Origin of the sequence: Streptomyces griseoflavus, assembly GCF_014649995.1 — a bacterium.
Classification (GTDB): domain Bacteria; phylum Actinomycetota; class Actinomycetes; order Streptomycetales; family Streptomycetaceae; genus Streptomyces; species Streptomyces griseoflavus.
This window is the reverse complement of sequence record NZ_BMUC01000003.1, coordinates 381,289-400,934: the sequence shown is the minus strand read 5'-3', so window position 1 is coordinate 400,934 and position 19,646 is coordinate 381,289. Positions and strand designations below refer to the sequence as shown.

Below are 19,646 nucleotides of genomic sequence, written 5' to 3'. Positions count from 1 at the left end.
GCCGTGCCCGCCGACTACGGTGAGCGGGTGCCCAAGCGCAAGAACACGTTCTCGTCCTGGCCGCGCCGCCTCGCTCAGCGCGCGGTCCACACGGGCTGGGCCTGGGCGCAGCGCACGGGCTCCGTGACGGCCGAACACCCCGGCCGCTTCCGCTTCGCCGCCATGGGCACGGGGACCAGGCTGGCCTTCCCGCTCGGTACGGTCTTCGGGGAGCCGTGGATCCGCATCGGCGCGCACTGCATCGTCGGGGAGCAGGTCACCCTCACCGCCGGCCTGATGCCCGGCCTCGACCTCGGGCCCGAGCCGATCCTGCGCATCGGCGACGGGGTCGTCCTGGGCCGCGGCAGCCATGTCATCGCCGACACGACCGTCACGATCGGCAGCGACTGCTACTTCGGGCCGTACGTCTACATCACCTCCACCAACCACTCCTACGACGATCCGCACGAGCCCATCGGCAAGCAGTGGCCGCGGATGGAACCGGTGGAGATCGGCCCCGGCTGCTGGATCGGCACCGGCGCGGTGATCCTGCCGGGCGCGCGGGTCGGACGGAACGTGGTGGTCGCCGCGGGCGCGGTGGTCCGGGGCACGGTGCCCGACCACGCCGTGGTCGCGGGTGCCCCGGCCCGGGTCGTACGGCGCTGGACGCCCGCCGACGGCTGGCAGCCGCCGCTGCGCACCCCGGCGCCCGTGCCGATCCCGCAGGACGTCACGCCGGAGCAACTGCGGGCGCTGTCGCTGCTGGACGAGGAGAGCGTGGCCCGGCTCGCCGAGCTGGACGCGGACGCCCCGGCACGGCTCGCCGAGCTGGAACCCGGGAGCTGACCGCACCCCTTCCGGCCGCCGGCCGCACCGGCCCCGCCGGTACGGGGAGCCCCGCAGTACAGTGCGGTGGACGACCGGGTGCACCAGTCCGCAGTGAAAGGTCCGAACGCTGTCATTCACCACGTGGAACCTCACGTCGAACCGAACGGACGGAACGTGTCGGACCTCGACCTGCTGACCCGTTCCCTGGGGCGCAACGTCAGGCGCTGGCGCACCGAACGCGGCTTCACCCTCGACGTGCTCGCCGCGCGGGCGGGTGTCAGCCGCGGCATGCTCATCCAGATCGAGCAGGCCCGCACCAACCCGAGCATCGGCACCGTCGTCAAGATCGGCGACGCGCTCGGGGTCAGCGTCACCACCCTGCTCGACTACGAGCAGGGCCCCAAGGTCCGCATCGTCCCCGCCGACCGGGCCGTGCGGCTGTGGCACACCGAGGGCGGCAGCTTCAGCCGGCTGCTCGCCGGTACGGAGGCGCCGGGCCCCCTGGAGATGTGGGACTGGCGCCTCATGCCGGGCGAGAGCAGCGACTCCGACCCGCATCCCGCCGGCACCGTCGAACTCGTCCACGTCACCGCGGGGGAGCTGACCCTCACCGTCGACGGGACCGCCCACCGGGTGCCGGCCGGGGCCAGCGCCTCCTTCGAGGCCGGCACGCCGCACACCTACGGCAACGAAGGCGACCGGCCGATGGAGATGATCATGTTCGTGTCGGTGCCGCCCGTGCGCTGAGACACGCCTCCGGGGACCGCCGGACGGCTGTTACGGTGCGGCCATGCGCGCACCCATCGGAGACTTCGACCACGCCACCCCCGCCCCGGAGTGCCTCGGCGAACTCACCGCCCCGGTCGCCGCGGCCGTCCGCACCTGGAGCGGCAGCGTCCCCTCCGACCGGATCCTCTACGTCGACACCGACCCGCGCTGGGCCGACACCGCCGTCTTCGTCGAACACTACGGCCGGGACCTGCTGGAGCGTTCGGCGAACTGCGTGGTGGTCGCGGGCAGACGCGGCGGCGAGAGCACGCTCGCCGCCTGCGTGGTGCTCTCCACCACCCGGCTCGACGTCAACGGCGTCGTACGCCGTCACCTCGGCGCCCGCAAGGCATCCTTCGCCCCCATGGACACGGCGACGGGGGAGACCGGAATGGAATACGGCGGCATCACGCCGATCGGACTGCCGGGCGACTGGCCGGTACTGGTCGACGCGGCCGTCGTGGACCTGCCCTACGTCCTGGTCGGCAGCGGCCGGCGGCGCGGCAAGCTGCTCGTGCCGGGCAAGGCGTTCGCCGAACTGCCGGGAGCCGCCGTACTCGAAGGGCTGGGAGCGGCCTGACGCGTCAGCCCGCCGTGTGGTGAGCCAACGGCAGATGCGGATCCGCCCCGCCCGGCACCGGTTCCGGGTCGGCGTGCACCAGGGCCGCGGTCAGCCGGGGAACGGCGTGCAGCAGCGCGTGCTCGGCGTCCACCGCGACGCGGTGCGCCTGACGCACCGTGGCCCCGCCGTCCACCACCACCGCCACCTCGGCGCGCAGCCGGTGACCGATCCAGCGCAGCCGCAGCTCACCCACCCCGCGCACACCCGGAACACGGGCCAGCGTCCGCTCGGCGAGGTCCACCAGCTCCGGGTCCACGGCGTCCATCACCCGCCGCAGCACCTCCCGCGCGGCGTCGCGCAGCACCAGGACGATGGCCGCCGTGATGGCCAGTCCCACCACCGGGTCCGCGTACCGCCACCCCAGGGCCGCCCCGCCGGAGCTCAGCAGGACCGCCAGCGAGGTGAACCCGTCGGTGCGGGCGTGCAGCCCGTCGGCGACCAGCGCGGCCGAGCCGATGGCCCGTCCGACGCGGATGCGGTAGCGGGCCACCCACTCGTTGCCGGCGAACCCGACCAGCGCCGCGACGGCGACCACCGGGAGGTGTTCGACGGGGCGCGGGTCCAGCAGCCTGCCCAGCGCCGTCCAGCCCGCGAAGGCCGCGGACGCGGCGATCGTCAGCACGACGACCAGGCCGGCCAGGTCCTCGGCCCGCCCGTAACCGTAGGTGAAACGGCGGTTGGCGGGGCGCCGGCCCAGCGCGAAGGCCATGGCCAGCGGGACGGCGGTGAGCGCGTCGGCGGCGTTGTGCACCGTGTCGCCGAGCAGCGCCACCGAACCGGAGAGGACCACCACGGCCGCCTGCGCCAGCGCCGTCACGCCGAGCACCGCCAGGGAGACCCACAGCGCGCGCATGCCCCTGGCCGACGACTCCAGGGCGGAGTCCAGCCGGTCGGCGCTCGCGTGGGAGTGGGGGGTGAGGAACCGGGCGAGGCGGTGGAGCGGTGACGTCCGGTGGTGCCGTGAGCTCCGGTGGTGCGGGTGGTCGTGAGGGTGCGGTGACGTCCGGTGGTGCGGGTGGTCGTGATGGTGCCGGTCGCTCACGAGCGTCCCCTTCCGCTGCCGTGCGGAGCGCGAGGTGGACGTGCCGCAGTCCACGGAGCCATTATGTGCGTATGAGCGCACGCATGCACCTGTCAGATGCGGACGACGCGCATCCGCATCCTCCCGGCGAGGAGCAGTTCGCGCTCGCGGCGGAGCTGCTCGCGCTGCTCGGCGACCGCACCCGGCTGACCCTGCTGCACGCCCTGACGGGCGGCGAGGCCGATGTCACCACGCTCACCGAGGCGTGCGGGGCCGCGCGGCCGGCGGTCAGCCAGCACCTGGCACGGCTGCGTCTCGCGGGGCTGGTGGACACCCGGAAAGAGGGCCGCCGCGTGGTCTACTCCCTGCGCGACGGGCATCTGCGACGCCTCGTCGACGAGGCACTGAACGTCGCCGACCACCGGATCGGCGACCGGCCCCCGCACGACTGACCGGGCGGGACTTCCGGCGAAATGAACGGACGGCGCGGCCGGGCGGGCACGGCGCCCGTCCGGAACGGGTCCGCCGCGGCGCCCGCCGCCCTGAGGGGGACTAGCCGAGCCGGGGTATCTCGATGGCCGGGCAGCGGTCCATCACCATCTCCAGACCCGCCGCGCGGGTGCGCTCGTAGGCCGCCTCGTCGATGACGCCGAGCTGGAACCAGACCGCCCCGGCGCCCTTGGCCACCGCCTCGTCGGCGACGGCCCCGGCCAGATCGCTGTTGACGAACACGTCGACGACGTCCACCTCGAAGGGGATGTCGGCGAGCGAGGCGTACCCCTGCTCGCCGTGCACGGTCTCCGCCTTGGGGTGCACCGGCACCACACGCTTGCCGAACCGCTGGAGCACCTGCGCGACGCCGTACGCCGCGCGCTCCCGGTTCGACGACAGGCCCACCACGGCCCAGGTGTCACCGAGCCCTGTGAGGATCTTCCGGACCGTCGCCTCGTCGCCGTACACCCTGGGCCTCCCGGCAGTCGTGAAAAGCTGTCACCCCCACAACGAAGCGGGACGCACGGTGATTCCCGACACCCCGGCCCGTTCCCGGGAGGCGGTGGACAGGGGCGCCGGCCGGGCCGACCGGTGCCGGATCCCCCACCGCGCCGCGAAATGCGTGCCGGATACCTGCGGACGCCCGCTCGCGCGCCTACGCTCACCTCGTGCTGCGCATCACCGACGCCCGAACCGGCGAGTCCGTCGACGCCGCCCCCGTCCGGCGGGGCCTGACCCGGGTCGAAGCCCACACCGAGGGGCTCGACCCGACCAGCCTGCGCGTGCTGCTCGTCGCCGACCTGCTCGTACGCGCCCTGGAACTCGGCGGCACGCCCGTGTGGGCGCTGCTCACCGGCGAGCGGCAGCGGGCGGAACTCCGCGCGGCGGGCGCCGCGCTCGGCGTCCGGCCCTTCGAGGAGGGCGGGGAGACCGGCCCCGGACTGGGCGAGGCACAGGTGCTGCACGTGGTGGGGGAGGGCGGCGAAACCCCGGGCGGAGTGCGCGTCGCCGTGGCGCCCGTGCGCTGGGAGGCGCCCGGCCCGCCGGGCGACACCGACCCCGCCGCCCTGCGCCTGACCCTGTTCACGCGCTCCGCGAGCACCCCCGTGACGGTCGACGCGGCCGCCCTGGACGACGCCCGCGACACCCTCGGCCGCTGGCGCCGCGCGGTCGCCGCCTGGGCGCACCGGCCGTCCCGGCCCGTTCCCGACACTGTCCGCGCGGACCTGCGCTCCGCGTGGGAGGACGACCTGGACACGGCCGGTGTCCTGCGCGTCCTGCGCACGGTGGAGCAGGACGCGGAACTGGCGGACGGCGCCCGCTTCGAGACCTACGCCTACGCCGACCGCCTCCTCGGCCTCGACCTCACCCACGACCTCGGATCCCCGGCATGATCGAACGCGCCGGCGCCGGACCGCTGCGCCGACTGGTCGTCCTGCGCCACGCCAAGTCCGCCCGGCCGGAGGGCGTCACCGATCACGAACGCCCTCTCGCCGCGCGCGGCGAGAGGGACGCCCCCGCCGCCGGACGCGCGCTCGCCGACGCCGACTGCCTGCCGGGTCTCGCCCTGTGCTCCACCGCCGTGCGCGCCCGCCGGACCTGGGACCTGGCCGCCGCGCAGTGGGGCACGCCCCCGCCCGTCCGCCACGACCCGCGCCTGTACCACGGCGAGGTACGCGACCTGCTGGCCGTGATCCACGAGGTGCCGGCCGGGATCGAGACGCTGCTGCTGGTCGGCCACAACCCGGGCCTGGAGGACCTCGTCCTCACCCTGGCCGGCGACGGCCTGGACGACACCCTGGACCGGGTGGGCGCCAAGTTCCCCACCTCCGCGATCGCCGTGCTGTCCTGGCGCGGCGCCGCATGGCGGGACCTCGCCCCCCGGACCGCCCTGCTGACGTCGGTGACCGTGCCCCGCGGCGGGAACCGGTAGCCACGGCGACCCGCCCGCGCGGCGCCGCATAGGCTGGCCGGATGCAGGACGAGTACCGCACCGTCGCCCGCCCGGGTGTGCACGAGACCGAGATCAACCGCTCACGCTTCCTGTGCGCGCTCGCCCCGGCGGCCACCGAGCGGGAGGCGCAGGACTTCATCGCCGCCGTCCGCAAGGAGCACGCCGACGCCACCCACAACTGCTTCGCCTACGTCATCGGCGCCGACGCCTCCACCCAGAAGGCCGGCGACGACGGCGAACCCGGCGGCACCGCCGGCCTGCCCATGCTCCAGATGCTGCTCCGCCGCGACATGCGGTACGTCGTCGCCGTCGTCACCCGCTACTACGGCGGCGTCAAACTCGGCGCGGGCGGACTCATCCGGGCCTACGGCGGCGCCGTGGGCGAGGCGCTGGACAGTGTCGGCACCATCACCCGGCGCCGTTTCCGGCTCGCGACGGTGACCGTCGACCACCAGCGGGCCGGGAAGGTGCAGAACGACCTGCGCGCCACCGGACGCGAGGTGCGTGACGTGCGCTACGGCGAGGAGGTCACGATCGAGATCGGTCTCCCGGACGCCGACGTGCCCGCCTTCCGCGCCTGGCTCGCCGACGCGACCGCGGGAACGGCGCGATGCGAACTGGGCGGGGAGGCGTACGGGGACGCGTGACCCGGGGGCCTTCCCTCGCATTGGTCGCATAACGGGCGAATGCGGACCGGGTCATGACGGAGTGATACGGGAGTAACCGCCCGTGCTGTCCGACCCGGCGGTTACGCTGCGGGAATCATGAGACTGCTGCACACTTCCGACTGGCACCTCGGCCGGTCCTTCCACCGGGTCGGCATGCTCGGTCCGCAGGCCGGGTTCCTCGACCACCTCGTCACCACCGTGCGTGAGCACGACGTGGACGCGGTGCTCGTGTCGGGAGACGTGTACGACCGCGCGGTGCCGCCGCTCGCCGCGGTGGAGCTGTTCGACGACGCCCTGCACCGCCTCGCCGACCTCGGTGTGCCGACGGTGATGATCTCCGGCAACCACGACTCGGCCCGCCGCCTCGGCGTCGGCGCCGGACTCATGGGACGGGCGGGCATCCACCTGCGGACCGAGGCGTCCGCGTGCGGCACGCCCGTGCTCCTGCCCGACGCGCACGGGGACGTCGCCGTGTACGGACTGCCCTACCTCGAACCCGCCCTGGTGCGGGACGAGTTCGGCGTGGAGAAGGCCGGCCACGAGAAGGTGCTCGCCGCCGCCATGGACCGCGTCCGCGCCGATCTCGCCGGCCGGGACCCCGGCACCCGGTCCGTCGTCCTCGCCCACGCCTTCGTCACCGGCGGCGAACCCAGCGACAGCGAACGGGACATCACCGTCGGCGGGGTCGCCGCCGTGCCCGCCGGGGTGTTCGACGGCGTCGACTACGTGGCCCTGGGGCATCTGCACGGCTGCCAGACCATCACCGACCGCGTCCGCTACTCCGGCTCCCCGCTGCCGTACTCCTTCTCCGAGGCCACCCACCGCAAGACCATGTGGCTCGTCGACCTGGCCGCCGACGGGGCCGTCACCGCCGAGCGCGTCGACTGCCCCGTGCCACGCGCACTGGCCCGGATCCGCGGCACCCTGGACGACCTGCTCGCCGACCCCGCCCTCGCCCGCCACGAGGAGGCGTGGGTCGAGGCGACGCTCACCGACCCGGTCCGGCCGTCCGACCCGATGGCGCGGCTCACCGAGCGCTTCCCGCACACCCTCGGCCTCGTCTTCGACCCGGCCCGCACCGCCGACGACCCCGGCCTCTCCTACGCCCGCCGCCTCGCCGGCCGCGACGACCAGCAGATCGCCGAGGACTTCGTCGCCCACGTGCGCGGCGCCGGCCCCGACGCGGACGAACGGACGGTCCTGCGCGACGCCTTCGACGCGGTCCGCGCGGACGACGCGGCGGGGGAGCCGGCGCGATGAGGCTGCACCGGCTCGACATCACCGCCTTCGGCCCCTTCGGGGGCACCCAGAGCGTCGACTTCGACGACCTGTCCGCCGCGGGCCTCTTCCTGCTCCACGGCCCCACCGGCGCCGGCAAGACCTCCGTCCTCGACGCCGTCTGCTACGCCCTGTACGGCTCCGTCCCCGGCGCCCGGCAGAGCGGCCAGGGCATCACGCTGCGCAGCGACCACGCCGCCCCGGGCACGCGGACGCAGGTCACCCTCGAGCTCACCGTCGCCGGACGGCGTCTGGAGATCACCCGGCAGCCGCCCTGGGAGCGCCCCAAGAAGCGCGGCACCGGCACCACCCTGGACAAGGCCCAGACCTGGCTGCGCGAACGCGACACGGTGGCGGGGACGTGGAAGGACCTCAGCCGCTCCCACCAGGAGATCGGCGAGGAGATCACCCAGCTCCTCGGCATGAGCCGGGAGCAGTTCTGCCAGGTCGTGCTGCTGCCCCAGGGCGACTTCGCACGCTTCCTGCGCGCCGACGCCGAAGCGCGCGGCAAACTGCTGGGCCGCCTCTTCGACACCCGTCGCTTCGCCGACGTGGAGAAGCGCCTCGCCGAGCGCAGGCGGGAGACCGAGTCCCGGGTGCGCGACGGCGACGCCGACCTGCTGGCCGACGCCCACCGGATGCAGCAGGCCGCGGACGGCATCATGGAGCTGCCGGAGCTGACGCCCGGCGAGCCGGGACTGGCCGAGGCCGTGCTGACCGCCGCCGCCGTCGCCCGCAGCACCGCGCGTGAACACCTCACCGTCGCGCACTGCCGCCTGGCCGCCGCCGAGTCCGCCCTGACCGACGCCGGCCACGCCCTGGAGGGCCTGCGCGAACGGGACCGGCTGCAACGCCGGTTCGCCGAGGCGCGGGAACGCGCGGCGCGACTGGAGGAAGGGTCCGAAGCCCACCGGGCGGACCGCGTCCGCATGGAGCGGGCCCGCAAGGCGGAGACCGTCGGCCCCGCCCTGGAGCTGCGCGACGCCGCCGACACCGAGCACCGACGGGCCGCCGCCGCCGAACTGCGGGCGCGTGCCGTGCTCCCGGCGGCCCTCGCGGACGCCGGAGCGGCCGGGCTCGCGGTCGCCGCCCGCCGCGCCGCCGAGGAACTGGGCGGCCTCGACGCCGCCCGCCGCGCCGAACGACGCCTGAGCGGACTCCACGACGAGCGCGCCGACCTGGACCGGCAGGAACGTGCCGACGACGACGTCCTCCAGGACGCGGAGACCTGGCTCGCGGACTGGGAGGAGACCCGCTCCGGCCTCCAGGCCCGCGTCGAGTCCGCCCAGCAGGCCGCGACCACGGCCCGTGAACTCGCCGTGCGGCGCGAACCCGCGCGGCAGCGGCTGCACGCCGCCCGCGACCGTGACCGGCTCACCGAGGCCACGGACAGCGCCGCCGCACAGGCCGGCGCCGCCAGGGAGGACGCCCTCGCCGCCCAGCAACGCTGGCTCGACCTCAAGGAACAGCGGCTGAACGGCATCGCCGCCGAACTGGCCGCCGGCCTCGCCGACGGGGCGCCCTGCGCCGTCTGCGGCGCCACCGAACACCCCTCACCCGCCCGGAAGGTCGACGGACACGTCGACCGCGAGACGGAGGAACGCGCCCTCGCCGACTACCGCGACGCGGACGCCCGACGCGCCGAGGCCGAGCAGCGGCACGCCGCCGTACGGGAGGCACTGGCCGCCGCGAGCGCCGAGGCCGGGGACACCGCCACCGAGGAACTCGCCCGCGCCGCGGCGGAACTGGACCGGCAGTACACCCTGGCCCGGGACGCCGCCTCCGCGCTGCACCCCGCCCAGGAACAGCTGCGCCGTGCCGAACGGGAACACGGGCTGCGGATCACCGCCCAGCGCGACGCGGCCGTCCGGGCCGCCTCCCGCGTCGGCCACCGCGAGCGCCTGGACCGGGAACGCGCGGCGCTGGAGGAGGAGCTGACCCGGGCACGCGGGGACGCCCCCAGCGTCGCCGCCCGCGCCGCACAGCTGGAACAGCGCGCCGCGCGGCTCACGGAGGCCGCCGACGCCGCCCGCGCCGCCGAGGAAGCCGCCCAGCGGCTCAAGGGAGCCGACGCCCGCCTCGCCGACGCCGCCTTCCGCGCGGGCTTCGACACCCCGCAGGCCGCCGCCGACGCCCTCCTGGACGACGCGGGCCACCGGGAACTCCAGCGGCGCCTGGACGCCCGGCAGCACGAGGAGGCCACCGTCCGGGCCGTCCTCGCCGAACCGGAGACGGTGGCCGCTGCGCAGCAGCCGCCCGCCGACCTCGCCACCGCCCAGCGGGAAGCCGAGGACGCCGGCCGCCGGGTGCGCGAGGCCGCCTCCGCGCGGGACGCCGCCGCCCGGCGCTGCGCCGACCTCGACCGGCTCTCCGCGCGGGCCACCGCCTCGGTACGCCGGCTGGGGCCCCTGCGCGAGGAGTACGACCGGGTGGCCCGCATGGCGGGCCTGGCCGCCGGCACCTCCGCGGACAACGAACGCCGGATGCGCCTGGAGTCGTACGTCCTCGCCGCCCGGCTGGAGCAGGTCGCCGCCGCCGCGACCGTACGGCTGCACCGCATGTCGTCCGGCCGCTACACCCTCGTCCACTCCGACGGCCGCACCGGCCGCGGCCGCAGTGGCCTCGGACTGCACGTCGTCGACGCCTGGACCGGACGGGAGCGCGACACCGCGACCCTCTCGGGCGGGGAGACGTTCTTCGCGTCCCTCGCTCTCGCCCTCGGGCTCGCGGACGTCGTGACCGACGAGGCGGGCGGGGTCCGGCTGGACACCCTCTTCATCGACGAGGGCTTCGGCAGCCTCGACGACCAGACGCTCGACGAGGTCCTCGACGTCCTGGACTCGCTGCGCGAACGCGACCGCAGCGTCGGCATCGTCAGCCACGTCGCCGACCTGCGGCGCCGCATACACGCCCAGCTGGAGGTCGTGAAGTCACGCTCGGGCTCGCGACTGCGGCAGCGCGGAACGGGCCGGGACACCTCACCCGCCCGCTGACCGCACCCGACCGCGCCGACGGGCACGGACACCGAACCCCTCACTCCCGCAAGGGAGTCGACCCGATAGGTTCTGCGCATGGTGCGATACGCGGAGCCGGGCACGGTCGAGTGGGTGGAGTCGGGCGGCGGGCCGCTCATCGCGGTCCCGGAGACGGTGCTGCCGTTCTGGACCGGCGCCGACGGCGAGGAGACCGCCTCGGACTACGACCGGGCCTGCGAGGTGGACGGACCCCTCGGACTGCTCCCGGTCGGTGACGCCACGGCCCTGGTCCTCGGTGAGGAACCCGCCGCGACCGCCTTCCTCCCCGAGCACGGCACCCTCGTCCGCTGGATCGCCGGGGACTCGGAGGCGGAGCTGCTGGGGCACGTTCCGGAGGCGCTGCGCACCGCCCAGTGGCAGCCGGAGGCGCACTGGAAGGTGCCGGGCACGGTCCTGCTGTTCGACGCCGCCTGGCCCGGCCCGCACTGCACGGCCACCGACCACGTACGCCTCGCCCTCACCCCCGGCCGTTACGCGGTCCGCGCGGCACACGTGCCGGCGGGCCCCGAGACCTGGCTGGCCCTCGTACAGCTCCGGCCGCTTGCCTGACCGGTCCGCCGGGGCAACGCGGAAATCGGCGTGCGTCCGGCCCGCGCGCACCCCATGATGGGCGGTCATGCCCGCGTATCCGCACCCCGCCCCCGAAGCCCTGCGCCGTGACCCCCTGCCCCTGCGCGGCCGTACCGCGCTGGTCACCGGGGCCGGCCGGCGCGGCGGCATCGGACACGCCGTCGCCCGGCGGCTCGCCGCCTACGGAGCCGGTGTCTACCTGCATCACCACGTGCCGCACGACGCCGCCATGCCCTGGGGCGCCGACCGCACCGAGGACGTGACCGCCTCGGTGCGCGAGGCCCTCGGCGACCCCGGCGCACGCGTCGTCTCCGGACCGGGAGACCTCACCGACCCCGCGGCCCCCGCCGTGCTGCACGCCCGCGCGGTCGCGGCGCTCGGCGGACGGCTCGACATCCTCGTCGCCAATCACGCCCTCAGCGGCTCCGACGGCGACCTCGACACGGTCGACGCCGCCATGCTCGACGCGCACTGGGCCGTCGACACCCGCTCGGTGCTGCTGCTGGTCCAGGCCCACGCCCGGCACCGCGCCGCGCTGCCGCCCCGCACCCCGGGCGGGCGCGTCGTGATGATGACCTCCGGGCAGGACATCGCCGGCGGGATGCCCGGCGAGATCGCCTACGCCCTCCAGAAGGGCGCGCTCGCCTCCGTCACGCGCTCCCTGGCGACCGCCCTCGCGGGACACGCGGTCACCGTGAACACCGTCAACCCCGGCCCGGTGGACACGGACTACCTGAGCGGCGACACCTACGACGCCGTCGCCGCGCGCTTCCCCGCCGGACGCTGGGGCATGCCCGACGACCCCGCCCGCCTCATCGCGTGGCTGGCCACGGACGAGGCGGACTGGATCACCGGTCAGGTCATCGACTCGGAGGGCGGATTCCGGCGCTGACGGGCGCCGGACCGGCTCACAGCGCCGACAGTTCGTCCACCAGGTCGTCCAGGCCGAGCGACCCCTGCGACAGCGCGGCCATGTGCCAGGCCTTGAGGTCGAAGGCATCGCCGTGCCGTTCGCGGGCCTTCTCCCGGCCCAGCAGCCACGCCCGCTCACCGAGCTTGTAGCCGATGGCCTGACCCGGGATCGTCAGATAGCGCGTCAGCTCGCTCTCCACGAAGTCCGCCGGACGGCTGCTGTGCGCCCCGAAGAACTCCTGAGCCAGCTCCGGCGTCCAGCGCTCACCCGGACGGAACGGCGAATCCGCCGGGATCTCCAGCTCCAGGTGCATGCCGATGTCGACGATGACCCGGGTCGCCCGCATCATCTGCGCGTCCAGGTAGCCCAGCCGCTCCTCCGCGTCCGCGAGGAAACCGAGCTCGTCCATCAGCCGCTCCGCGTACAGCGCCCAGCCCTCCGCGTTGGCGCTGACCATGCCCACCGACGCCTGGTAGCGGGAGAGGTTCTCGGCCACGTGCACCCACTGCGCCAGCTGGAGGTGATGCCCGGGAACGCCCTCGTGGTACCAGGTGGACACCAGGTCGTAGACCGGGAAACGGGTCAGCCCCATGGTGGGCAGCCAGGTGCAGCCGGGCCGGGAGAAGTCCTCCGAGGGGGGCGTGTAGTACGGTGCCGCGGCACTGCCCGCCGGGGCGATCCGCGACTCCACCTTCCGTACCCGCTCGGCGAGGTCGAAGTGCGTGCCGTCCAGGGCCTCGATCGCCCGGTCCATCACGCCCTGCAGCCACTCGCGGACCTCGTCCACGCCCTCGATGTGCCGCCCGTGCTCGTCCAGGTGCGCCAGCGCCACCCACGGCGTCGCCGCGCCGGGCAGGATCTTCCCGGCCTCCTCGCGCATCTCGCCCAGCAGCCGGTGGTACTCCGACCAGCCGTACGCGTACGCCTCGTCAAGGTCGAGATCGGTGCCGTTGTAGTAGCGGGACCAGCGGGCGTAGCGTTCCCGGCCCACGGCGTTCGGCGCGCCCTCGATCGCCGGCGCGTACACGTCGCGCACCCAGTCCCGCAGCTCCGTCACGGCCGCGGTCGCCGCGCGGGCGCCCTCGTCCAGCTCCGCGCGCAGCGCGTCGGGACCCGCAGCCGCGAAGTCCTCGAACCAGCCGCGGCCCCCGCCCGTGTCCGTCCACTCGGTGAGCTGTCCGACGAACGTCTCCGTCGGGCGCGGAGAGGCGTACAGCTTGCGCTCCAGGCCCAGCGCGAGGGACTCCCGGTAGCCCTCCAGCGCCGCAGGCACCGCGCGCAGCCGCTCGGCGATCGCCGCCCAGTCCTCCTCCGACCCGGCCGGCGTCACGGTGAAGACCTCGCGCACCGCCTGCGCGACCGTGCCCAGGTTGCCGACCGAGCGCAGTCCCTCGCCGGCCTCGTGCACGGCCAGTTCCGCGGTCAGCCGCTCGCGCAGCAGCCGCGCGCAGCGGCGTTCGACGTCGCTGTCGGCGCCGGGCAGCCGCTCCGCCTCGTCGAGCCGCGCGAGAGTGGCCCGGCCGAGTTCGGCGAGCGCCTCCTGGCCGGCGGGCGAGAGGTCGGGCAGCCGGGAGGAACTCTCCCTCACTCCCAGGTACGTTCCGGTGATCGGGTCGAGGGCGATGAGCTCGTCGACGTAGGCGTCGGCGACCTGACGGGGGAGGGCGCTGTTGGTCTGTGACATGCGGACCATCCTGGTACGCGGCCCGCCGCACGTCACCCCGATTGTGCCGAGGGCGAAGGCGGCAGCATCGGACCGCAGTCCCACCGCTGGAAGATCAGCCGGGTCTCCACCCGCGCCACCTCGCGCCGCGACGTGAACCCGTCGAGAACCAGCCGCTGCAGATCCGCCATGTCCGTGACCGCCACATGCACCAGGTAGTCGTCGGGGCCGGTCAGGTGGAACACGGTCAGCGACTCCGGCAGCGCCCTGACGCGCTCCACGAACGGACCCACCAGTTCCCGCCGGTGCGGTCTGACCTGCACCGACAGCAGCGCCTGCAGTCCCCGGCCCAGCTTGGCCGGGTCCAGTTCCAGCCGGTGCCCGAGGATCACGCCGGAGCGGCGCAGACGGGTCACCCGGTCCAGGCAGGTCGACGGTGCGACCCCGACCTGCGCGGCGAGGTCCCGGTACGTCGTCCGGGCGTCGTTCTGCAACAGCCGCAGCAGATGGAGGTCCACCGGATCCAGTACGACAGATTCGGCCACCGGCCGAACGTAGCACGGGGATGCCACCCAAGAGCCCGTCCGGTGTTCACCCTCCCGGTATGGACATGGGCATGGACACGCGACGCACCACCAGAGCACTCGCCACCGAGGCCGTGCACGCCGGCCGGGACGACCTCGCCGGACTCGGACTGCACGCCCCGCCGATCGACCTGTCCACCACCTACCCCTCCTACGACAGCAGGGCGGAGGCGGCCCGCATCGACGCCTTCGCCGCCACCGGCGCCGAACCGGACGGCCCGCCCGTCTACGGGCGGCTCGGCAACCCGACCGTCGCCCGCTTCGAGACCGCGCTGGCCCGGCTGGAGGGCACCGAGTCGGCGGTCGCGTTCGCCAGCGGCATGGCCGCGCTCAGCGCCGCCCTGCTGGTCCGCGGCTCGATGGGGCTGCGCCACGTGGTGGCCGTACGGCCCCTGTACGGGTGCAGCGACCACCTGCTGACCGCCGGACTGCTCGGCTCCGAGGTGACCTGGACCGACCCGGCCGGGGTGGCCGACGCGCTGCGCCCGGACACCGGCCTGGTGCTGGTGGAGACGCCGGCCAACCCCACGCTCGCCGAGATCGACCTGCGGGCCGTCGCCCACGCCTGCGGCTCCGTTCCGCTGCTCGTCGACAACACCTTCGCCACACCGGTCCTCCAGCGCCCGGCCGAGCACGGGGCGCGCCTGGTGCTGCACAGCGCCACCAAGTACCTCGGCGGTCACGGGGACGTCCTGGCGGGTGTCGTGGCCTGCGACGAGGAGTTCGCGGGGCGGCTGCGCCAGGTGCGGTTCGCCACCGGCGGCGTACTGCACCCGCTGGCCGGCTATCTGCTGCTGCGGGGCCTGTCGACCCTGCCGGTCCGGGTGCGGGCCGCCTCCGCGAACGCCGCGGAGCTCGCCGCCCGGCTCGCCGCCGACCCGCGCGTGGAGCGGGTGCACTACCCGCGCATCGGCGGGGCGATGGTCTCCTTCGAGGTGAACGGCGACCCGCACGAGGTGATCGCGGGCGTACGTCTGATCACCCCGGCGGTCAGCCTCGGCAGCGTGGACTCCCTCATCCAGCACCCGGCGTCCATCAGCCACCGCATCGTCGACGCCGAGGACCGCAGGGGTGCCGGGGTCGCCGACCGGCTGCTGCGCCTCTCGGTCGGCCTGGAGGACGTCGAGGACCTGTGGGCCGACCTGGACGCGGCCCTGGGGGAGACGGCCGTGACGCCGGCCCGCCCGGAGGCGGTGGCGCGGGGCTGAGGCCGCGCCGGCCCGGCGGCTCCCGCCGGGCCGGCCCCCGGCCGCCCTAGGAGCGGCCGACGCGCTCGCCGGACTCCCGCGCGCGCTGCGCCGGTACAGCGTCCAGGCGGGCGGTGATCACCAGGGTGCCCTCCTCGATCTGGTAGTCGAGCGGCAGACCCAGGCCGCGCATCGCGGCGACCATGCCGGTGTTGGACGCCTGCGTCACGGCGTACACCTGGGAGCAGCCCGCCTCGGCCGCCATCGACACCAGGCGCGTGAGGAGTTCCGCGCCGATGCCGCGGCGCTGCCACGCGTCCTCCACGAGCAGCGCGACCTCCGTCTCGTCGCCGTCCCACAGCAGATGACCGAGGGCGACGACGCGACCCGAGGCGGTCTGCGCGGCGAGGGTCCGCCCGAAACGGGGACTGAGCAGATGGTTCAGGTAGCGGTCCGCGTCACCGACCGGACCGTGGTAGCGCCGGCGCAGCGTCTCGGGGGAGCACCGCTCGTGCATGGCCAGCGCGGCGGACAGGTCCCCGGTGTCCGCCCGGCGCACCGAGACGTCGCCGCCCTCCGGCAGCGTGAGCACGTCGCGGCCGCGCGGGATTCTCGGGCCGAGCCGGGCGTCCAGCTCCACCAGCGCCCGGGCGCGGGCGAACTCGGTGGGCGTGAACGGCAGATGCGGCCGCTCCAGGGTCAGTACGCCGCCCTCCGGGTCGCGCAGCCGGATGACGGTGTCCTCCAGGGAACCGTCCACCGGTACGGCCGTCTCCGCCGCACGGCCGGAGACGGACACCGCGGGCTGCGAGCGGATCGTGCACCGGCCCAGCAACTGGCGCAGCGCCAGCGGAAGTTCGGCGGCGTCGGTGGCGGTGCGGGCGGCCAGCCCCAGCACCCGGGTCGGGGCGTCCACCAGATCGTGGGCGTCGGCCCGCTCGGTCCAGGTGTCGGTGCCCCCGGCGAGCGACACCGCGGTGGCCAGGTCGGTTCCCGCCGGCACCCGCAGCAGGAACTCGTCCACGGTGTCCTCGCCCAGCGGATGCGTCTGCAGGCTCAGGATGTCGACCCGCCGCTCGGCCAGCGCCGTGCACAGCGCGGCCAGCGCGCCCGGTTCGTCCTTCACCGTCGTCCGCATCCGCCACAGCACGCCCTCCCCGGCCCCCGCCCCGGCTCCGGCGGAGGGCGGCGGGGCCTCGCCGGTATCGTGCGCCGGCGGGGCGTGGCCGTGGCGGCGTACCCACCACGCGTGGAACGCCGCCGTGCACCGCGCGGCGAGTCCGGCCGGGGTCCGGTGGCCGTGGGCGGGGCCGCCGCCGTGGGTGTGCGTCACGTCAGACATGTCTCGACTCATACAGCCACTGTGAAGGAATCGTGTTTCGTGATCACGAACGCACCGTGACCGACGGGTAAAGGCGCGCTTCTGTCCGACATGGTGCGCTACTGACCGACCAGGCCCGGCTGCAGAGTCTTCGTGAACAGCACGCTGCCGTCCTGCTCCCGCATCCGCACCGTCAACTCGCCGCTGTCGCCGTCGATGCCGACCTCGCCGAAGAACTGGTACCCGCCGGCGGGGGAGACGTTCGAGGCGCTCGGCGCCTTCACCCACACCCGCTCCGGACCGAACGTGCCGTCGAGCGCGCTCGCCGGGAAGGCGCCCGCGTTCAGCGGTCCCGAGACGAACTCCCAGAACGGCTCGAAGTCACCGAACGCGGCCCGCTCCGGCCGGTAGTGCTGGGCCGAGGTGTGGTGCACGTCCGCCGTCAGCCACACCGTGCCGGTGATCCGCCGGTGCTTGACGAACCGCAGCAGCTCCGCGATCTGCAGTTCCCGGCCCAGCGGCGCCCCCGGATCACCCTGTGCCACCGCCTCGACGTGCTGCCGGCCCTCGGTCGTGTCCGGTACGACCAGGCCGATCGGCATGTCGGCGGCGATCACCTTCCACACCGCCCGCGACCGTGCCAGCTCCCGCTTGAGCCAGTCCAGTTGCTCCCGCCCGAGGATGCCCCGCGGGTCGGCGGCCTGGTCACCGGGGGAGTTGGCGTTCCGGTAGGTCCGCATGTCCAGCACGAACACGTCGAGCAGCGGCCCCTGGCGCAGCACCCGGTACATCCGGCCCTCACGGGCACCCGGCCGCGGGGCCGACATCGGGAAGTACTCCCCGAACGCGCGCCGCGCGCGGGCGGCCAGGACGTCGACGCTCTTCTCCGTGTAGCGGGAGTCGGTGTCGGCGATCCGCTGGCCCGGGTACCAGTTGTTGCGCACCTCGTGGTCGTCCCACTGCACGATCGACGGCACCCGGGCGTTGAACCGGCGCAGGTTCTCGTCCAGCAGGTTGTAGCGGAAGTTCCCCCGGAACTCGGCGAGGGTCTCGGCGACCTTGGACTTCTCCTCGGTGGTGACGTTCCGCCAGACGCCGCCGTCCGGGAGGGCGGCGGTCGCGGCGATGGGCCCGTCGGCGTACACGGTGTCGCCGCTGAACAGGAAGAAGTCGGGGTCCAGCCGGGCCATCGCGTCGAAGATGCGGTAGCCGCCGACGTCGGGGTTGATGCCCCAGCCCTGTCCGGCCAGATCACCCGACCACAGGAACCGCACCCCGTCGCGCCGCCGGGCCGGCGCCGTACGGAAGGTGCCGGTGACCGGCTCGCCGCCGCGGCGCGGGTCGTCGGGGTCGGCGAGCAGCACCCGGTAGTGGATCTGCTCGCCCGGCGGCAGCCCGTGCAGCCGGGTGGTACCGGTGAAGTCGGTGCCCGGTCCGAGCAGCGGTCCGGCCCAGCTGCGCGTGCGCCGGAACGACTCGGTCGCCGAGGTCTCGACGATCATCCGGGCCGGGCGGTCCGACCGCACCCACACCAGCCCCGAGTCATGGGTCACGTCGCCCGCCTGAACGCCCCAGGAGGCCCGCGGGCGGCCGGAGCGGGCGAAGGCGGGCGCCGCGCCGAGCGCGGTCGGCAGTGCCAGGGCGGCCGAGGCCGCGAGTGAGCCGCGCAGCACGGCGCGACGGCCTGCGAACGGACGGTGTGACATGGGTACGCCTCCCGGGACTGGATCCGGCCAGTGTGCGCTGCCACACCTACGCGGCCGGCGCGGCTCGCGGGCCAACCCCGGGTGAACAGTCGACCGCGGCCAAGGCCGCGAACCGGGTTCCGGCCGCGCGGCGTTCAGCGGCTGCCGTCGAGGAGGACGCGGGCGACCAGGGCAGGGTCGTCGTTCATGGGGACGTGGCCGCAGCCCGGCAGCCGGACCAGCCGCGCCCCGGGGATGGTCCGCTTCGCGCGGATTCCCTGCCGGGGGACGAGCAGCCGGTCCTTGGCACCCCAGGCGACGGTCACCGGGATGTCGGGCACGTCGTCGGTGAAGCGCACGGTGGTGCCCGCGCGGAGCGTCTCGGCGAAACCGGTGGCCCCGGCGAGCGCGAGCGTCTCGGCGACCACGGCTTCCGGTGAGCGGCGCCCGGGCCGGGCGTAGATGGTGCTGGTCAGCGCCGCCCGGCCGGCCGCGGAACGGGCGAGGCGCTCGACCAGCGGGAGCGGCATGCGCTCCGCGATCCGGCGCATGCCGAGCAGCACGGCGAACGCGTACCGGCGCTCGGCCTGGGTCCAGAAGCCGGCCGGGGACAGGGCGGTGACGGACCGTACGAGCCGCTCGCGGCCGAGTTCCAGGGCCAGCAGACCGCCGAGCGAGTTGCCGGCGACGTGCGGCCGGTCCAGGTCCAGCGTCTCGCACAGGGCGCGGAGGGCGGCGTTCATGGTGGGCAGATCGTGGGTGAGGCCGTCGGGCAGGGACGGGGAGGCGCCGAATCCGGGCAGGTCCACGGCGATCACCTCGCGTTCGGTCGCGAGGATGTCCACCACCGGGTCCCAGGCCTGGCGGTGGTGACCGATGCCGTGCAGCAGGAGCAGCGGTTCGCCCCGTCCGACACGCGCGTAGGACATGGTCACGGGCTGCGGACCGAGGGGAGAGGTGACCTTGAGGGAGACGGTCGCGGACATGAGGGTGCTCCTCGTCTGGGACTCGGGGGAACGGACGCCGCCTGACGTCGTAGACAGCTTGTCAGCAATTGCTACCAGCCGGTAGCCCCGTG

19 protein-coding genes are annotated in these 19,646 nt (G+C 74.8%); 12 read left to right on the top strand and 7 right to left on the bottom strand.

Going from position 1 to position 19,646, the window contains the following annotated elements:
* Positions 1 to 27 precede the first annotated feature (27 nt).
* The 3 genes from IE172_RS10560 (at position 28) to IE172_RS10550 (ending at position 2,155) form a co-directional block, all read left to right on the top strand.
* A complete protein-coding gene (locus IE172_RS10560; protein WP_190096879.1) occupies positions 28 to 825 on the top strand; it encodes an acyltransferase in 798 nt (265 codons plus the stop codon).
* A 156-nt stretch (positions 826 to 981) separates the two neighbouring features.
* Entirely contained in the window at positions 982 to 1,554 is a 573-nt protein-coding gene (locus IE172_RS10555; RefSeq protein ID WP_190096878.1) for an XRE family transcriptional regulator, read from the top strand.
* Between the two features lie 43 nt (positions 1,555 to 1,597).
* A complete protein-coding gene (locus IE172_RS10550) occupies positions 1,598 to 2,155 on the top strand; it encodes a YbaK/EbsC family protein (protein ID WP_190096877.1) in 558 nt (185 codons plus the stop codon).
* A 4-nt stretch (positions 2,156 to 2,159) separates the two neighbouring features.
* Here IE172_RS10550 and IE172_RS10545 read toward each other — a convergent pair whose 3' ends face one another.
* Positions 2,160 to 3,239 carry a cation diffusion facilitator family transporter gene (locus IE172_RS10545; RefSeq protein WP_190096876.1) on the bottom strand — a complete coding sequence of 360 codons (1,080 nt, stop codon included), beginning with the start codon at positions 3,237 to 3,239 and terminating at the stop codon, positions 2,160 to 2,162.
* Between the two features lie 71 nt (positions 3,240 to 3,310).
* On the opposite strand from IE172_RS10545, the gene IE172_RS10540 reads away from it, so the two are divergent.
* Complete coding sequence (locus tag IE172_RS10540) at positions 3,311 to 3,670, top strand: ArsR/SmtB family transcription factor (protein ID WP_190096875.1); 360 nt, start codon at positions 3,311 to 3,313, stop codon at positions 3,668 to 3,670.
* Positions 3,671 to 3,770: 100 nt separating this feature from the next.
* On the opposite strand, the gene IE172_RS10535 is transcribed toward IE172_RS10540, so the two are convergent.
* A complete protein-coding gene (locus IE172_RS10535; protein ID WP_190096874.1) occupies positions 3,771 to 4,178 on the bottom strand; it encodes a CoA-binding protein in 408 nt (135 codons plus the stop codon).
* Positions 4,179 to 4,378: 200 nt separating this feature from the next.
* On the opposite strand from IE172_RS10535, the gene IE172_RS10530 reads away from it, so the two are divergent.
* The 7 genes from IE172_RS10530 (at position 4,379) to IE172_RS10500 (ending at position 12,107) form a co-directional block, all read left to right on the top strand.
* Positions 4,379 to 5,104: a hypothetical protein gene (locus tag IE172_RS10530; RefSeq protein ID WP_229885927.1), complete on the top strand. Its 726-nt coding sequence runs from the start codon at positions 4,379 to 4,381 to the stop codon at positions 5,102 to 5,104.
* A complete protein-coding gene (locus tag IE172_RS10525) occupies positions 5,101 to 5,643 on the top strand; it encodes a SixA phosphatase family protein (protein WP_190096873.1) in 543 nt (180 codons plus the stop codon). The genes IE172_RS10530 and IE172_RS10525 overlap by 4 nt, the downstream gene beginning before the upstream one ends.
* A 41-nt stretch (positions 5,644 to 5,684) precedes the next feature.
* Positions 5,685 to 6,311 carry a YigZ family protein gene (locus IE172_RS10520; protein WP_190096872.1) on the top strand — a complete coding sequence of 209 codons (627 nt, stop codon included), beginning with the start codon at positions 5,685 to 5,687 and terminating at the stop codon, positions 6,309 to 6,311.
* A gap of 117 nt (positions 6,312 to 6,428) precedes the next feature.
* Positions 6,429 to 7,592, top strand: coding sequence for an exonuclease SbcCD subunit D (locus IE172_RS10515; protein WP_190096871.1), 1,164 nt, complete (start codon positions 6,429 to 6,431; stop codon positions 7,590 to 7,592).
* Positions 7,589 to 10,603, top strand: a complete 3,015-nt coding sequence (locus IE172_RS10510) for an AAA family ATPase (protein WP_190096870.1) — start codon at positions 7,589 to 7,591, stop codon at positions 10,601 to 10,603. The genes IE172_RS10515 and IE172_RS10510 overlap by 4 nt, the downstream gene beginning before the upstream one ends.
* Positions 10,604 to 10,681: 78 nt before the next feature.
* Positions 10,682 to 11,194 (top strand): immunity 21 family protein, encoded by a 513-nt coding sequence (locus IE172_RS10505; protein WP_190096869.1) that lies wholly within the window; start codon positions 10,682 to 10,684, stop codon positions 11,192 to 11,194.
* Between the two features lie 67 nt (positions 11,195 to 11,261).
* Positions 11,262 to 12,107 carry an SDR family oxidoreductase gene (locus tag IE172_RS10500; RefSeq protein ID WP_190096868.1) on the top strand — a complete coding sequence of 282 codons (846 nt, stop codon included), beginning with the start codon at positions 11,262 to 11,264 and terminating at the stop codon, positions 12,105 to 12,107.
* Between the two features lie 16 nt (positions 12,108 to 12,123).
* Here the strand turns inward: IE172_RS10500 and IE172_RS10495 are convergent, their stop codons facing one another.
* Complete coding sequence (locus IE172_RS10495; RefSeq protein WP_190096867.1) at positions 12,124 to 13,812, bottom strand: DUF885 domain-containing protein; 1,689 nt, start codon at positions 13,810 to 13,812, stop codon at positions 12,124 to 12,126.
* Positions 13,813 to 13,844: 32 nt separating this feature from the next.
* A complete protein-coding gene (locus IE172_RS10490) occupies positions 13,845 to 14,336 on the bottom strand; it encodes an Lrp/AsnC family transcriptional regulator (protein WP_190096866.1) in 492 nt (163 codons plus the stop codon).
* Between the two features lie 71 nt (positions 14,337 to 14,407).
* Between IE172_RS10490 and IE172_RS10485 the strand changes: the two genes are divergently transcribed.
* Positions 14,408 to 15,583, top strand: coding sequence for a trans-sulfuration enzyme family protein (locus IE172_RS10485; protein ID WP_229885925.1), 1,176 nt, complete (start codon positions 14,408 to 14,410; stop codon positions 15,581 to 15,583).
* 46 nt (positions 15,584 to 15,629) lie between these two features.
* Here the strand turns inward: IE172_RS10485 and IE172_RS10480 are convergent, their stop codons facing one another.
* The 3 genes from IE172_RS10480 to IE172_RS10470 all read right to left on the bottom strand — a co-directional run bounded on the left by IE172_RS10480 (position 15,630) and on the right by IE172_RS10470 (position 19,554).
* Positions 15,630 to 16,904: a GNAT family N-acetyltransferase gene (locus IE172_RS10480; protein ID WP_229885923.1), complete on the bottom strand. Its 1,275-nt coding sequence runs from the start codon at positions 16,902 to 16,904 to the stop codon at positions 15,630 to 15,632.
* 98 nt (positions 16,905 to 17,002) lie between these two features.
* Complete coding sequence (locus IE172_RS10475) at positions 17,003 to 18,589, bottom strand: alkaline phosphatase D family protein (protein WP_190096863.1); 1,587 nt, start codon at positions 18,587 to 18,589, stop codon at positions 17,003 to 17,005.
* 134 nt (positions 18,590 to 18,723) lie between these two features.
* Complete coding sequence (locus tag IE172_RS10470; RefSeq protein WP_190096862.1) at positions 18,724 to 19,554, bottom strand: alpha/beta fold hydrolase; 831 nt, start codon at positions 19,552 to 19,554, stop codon at positions 18,724 to 18,726.
* Positions 19,555 to 19,646 lie beyond the last annotated feature (92 nt).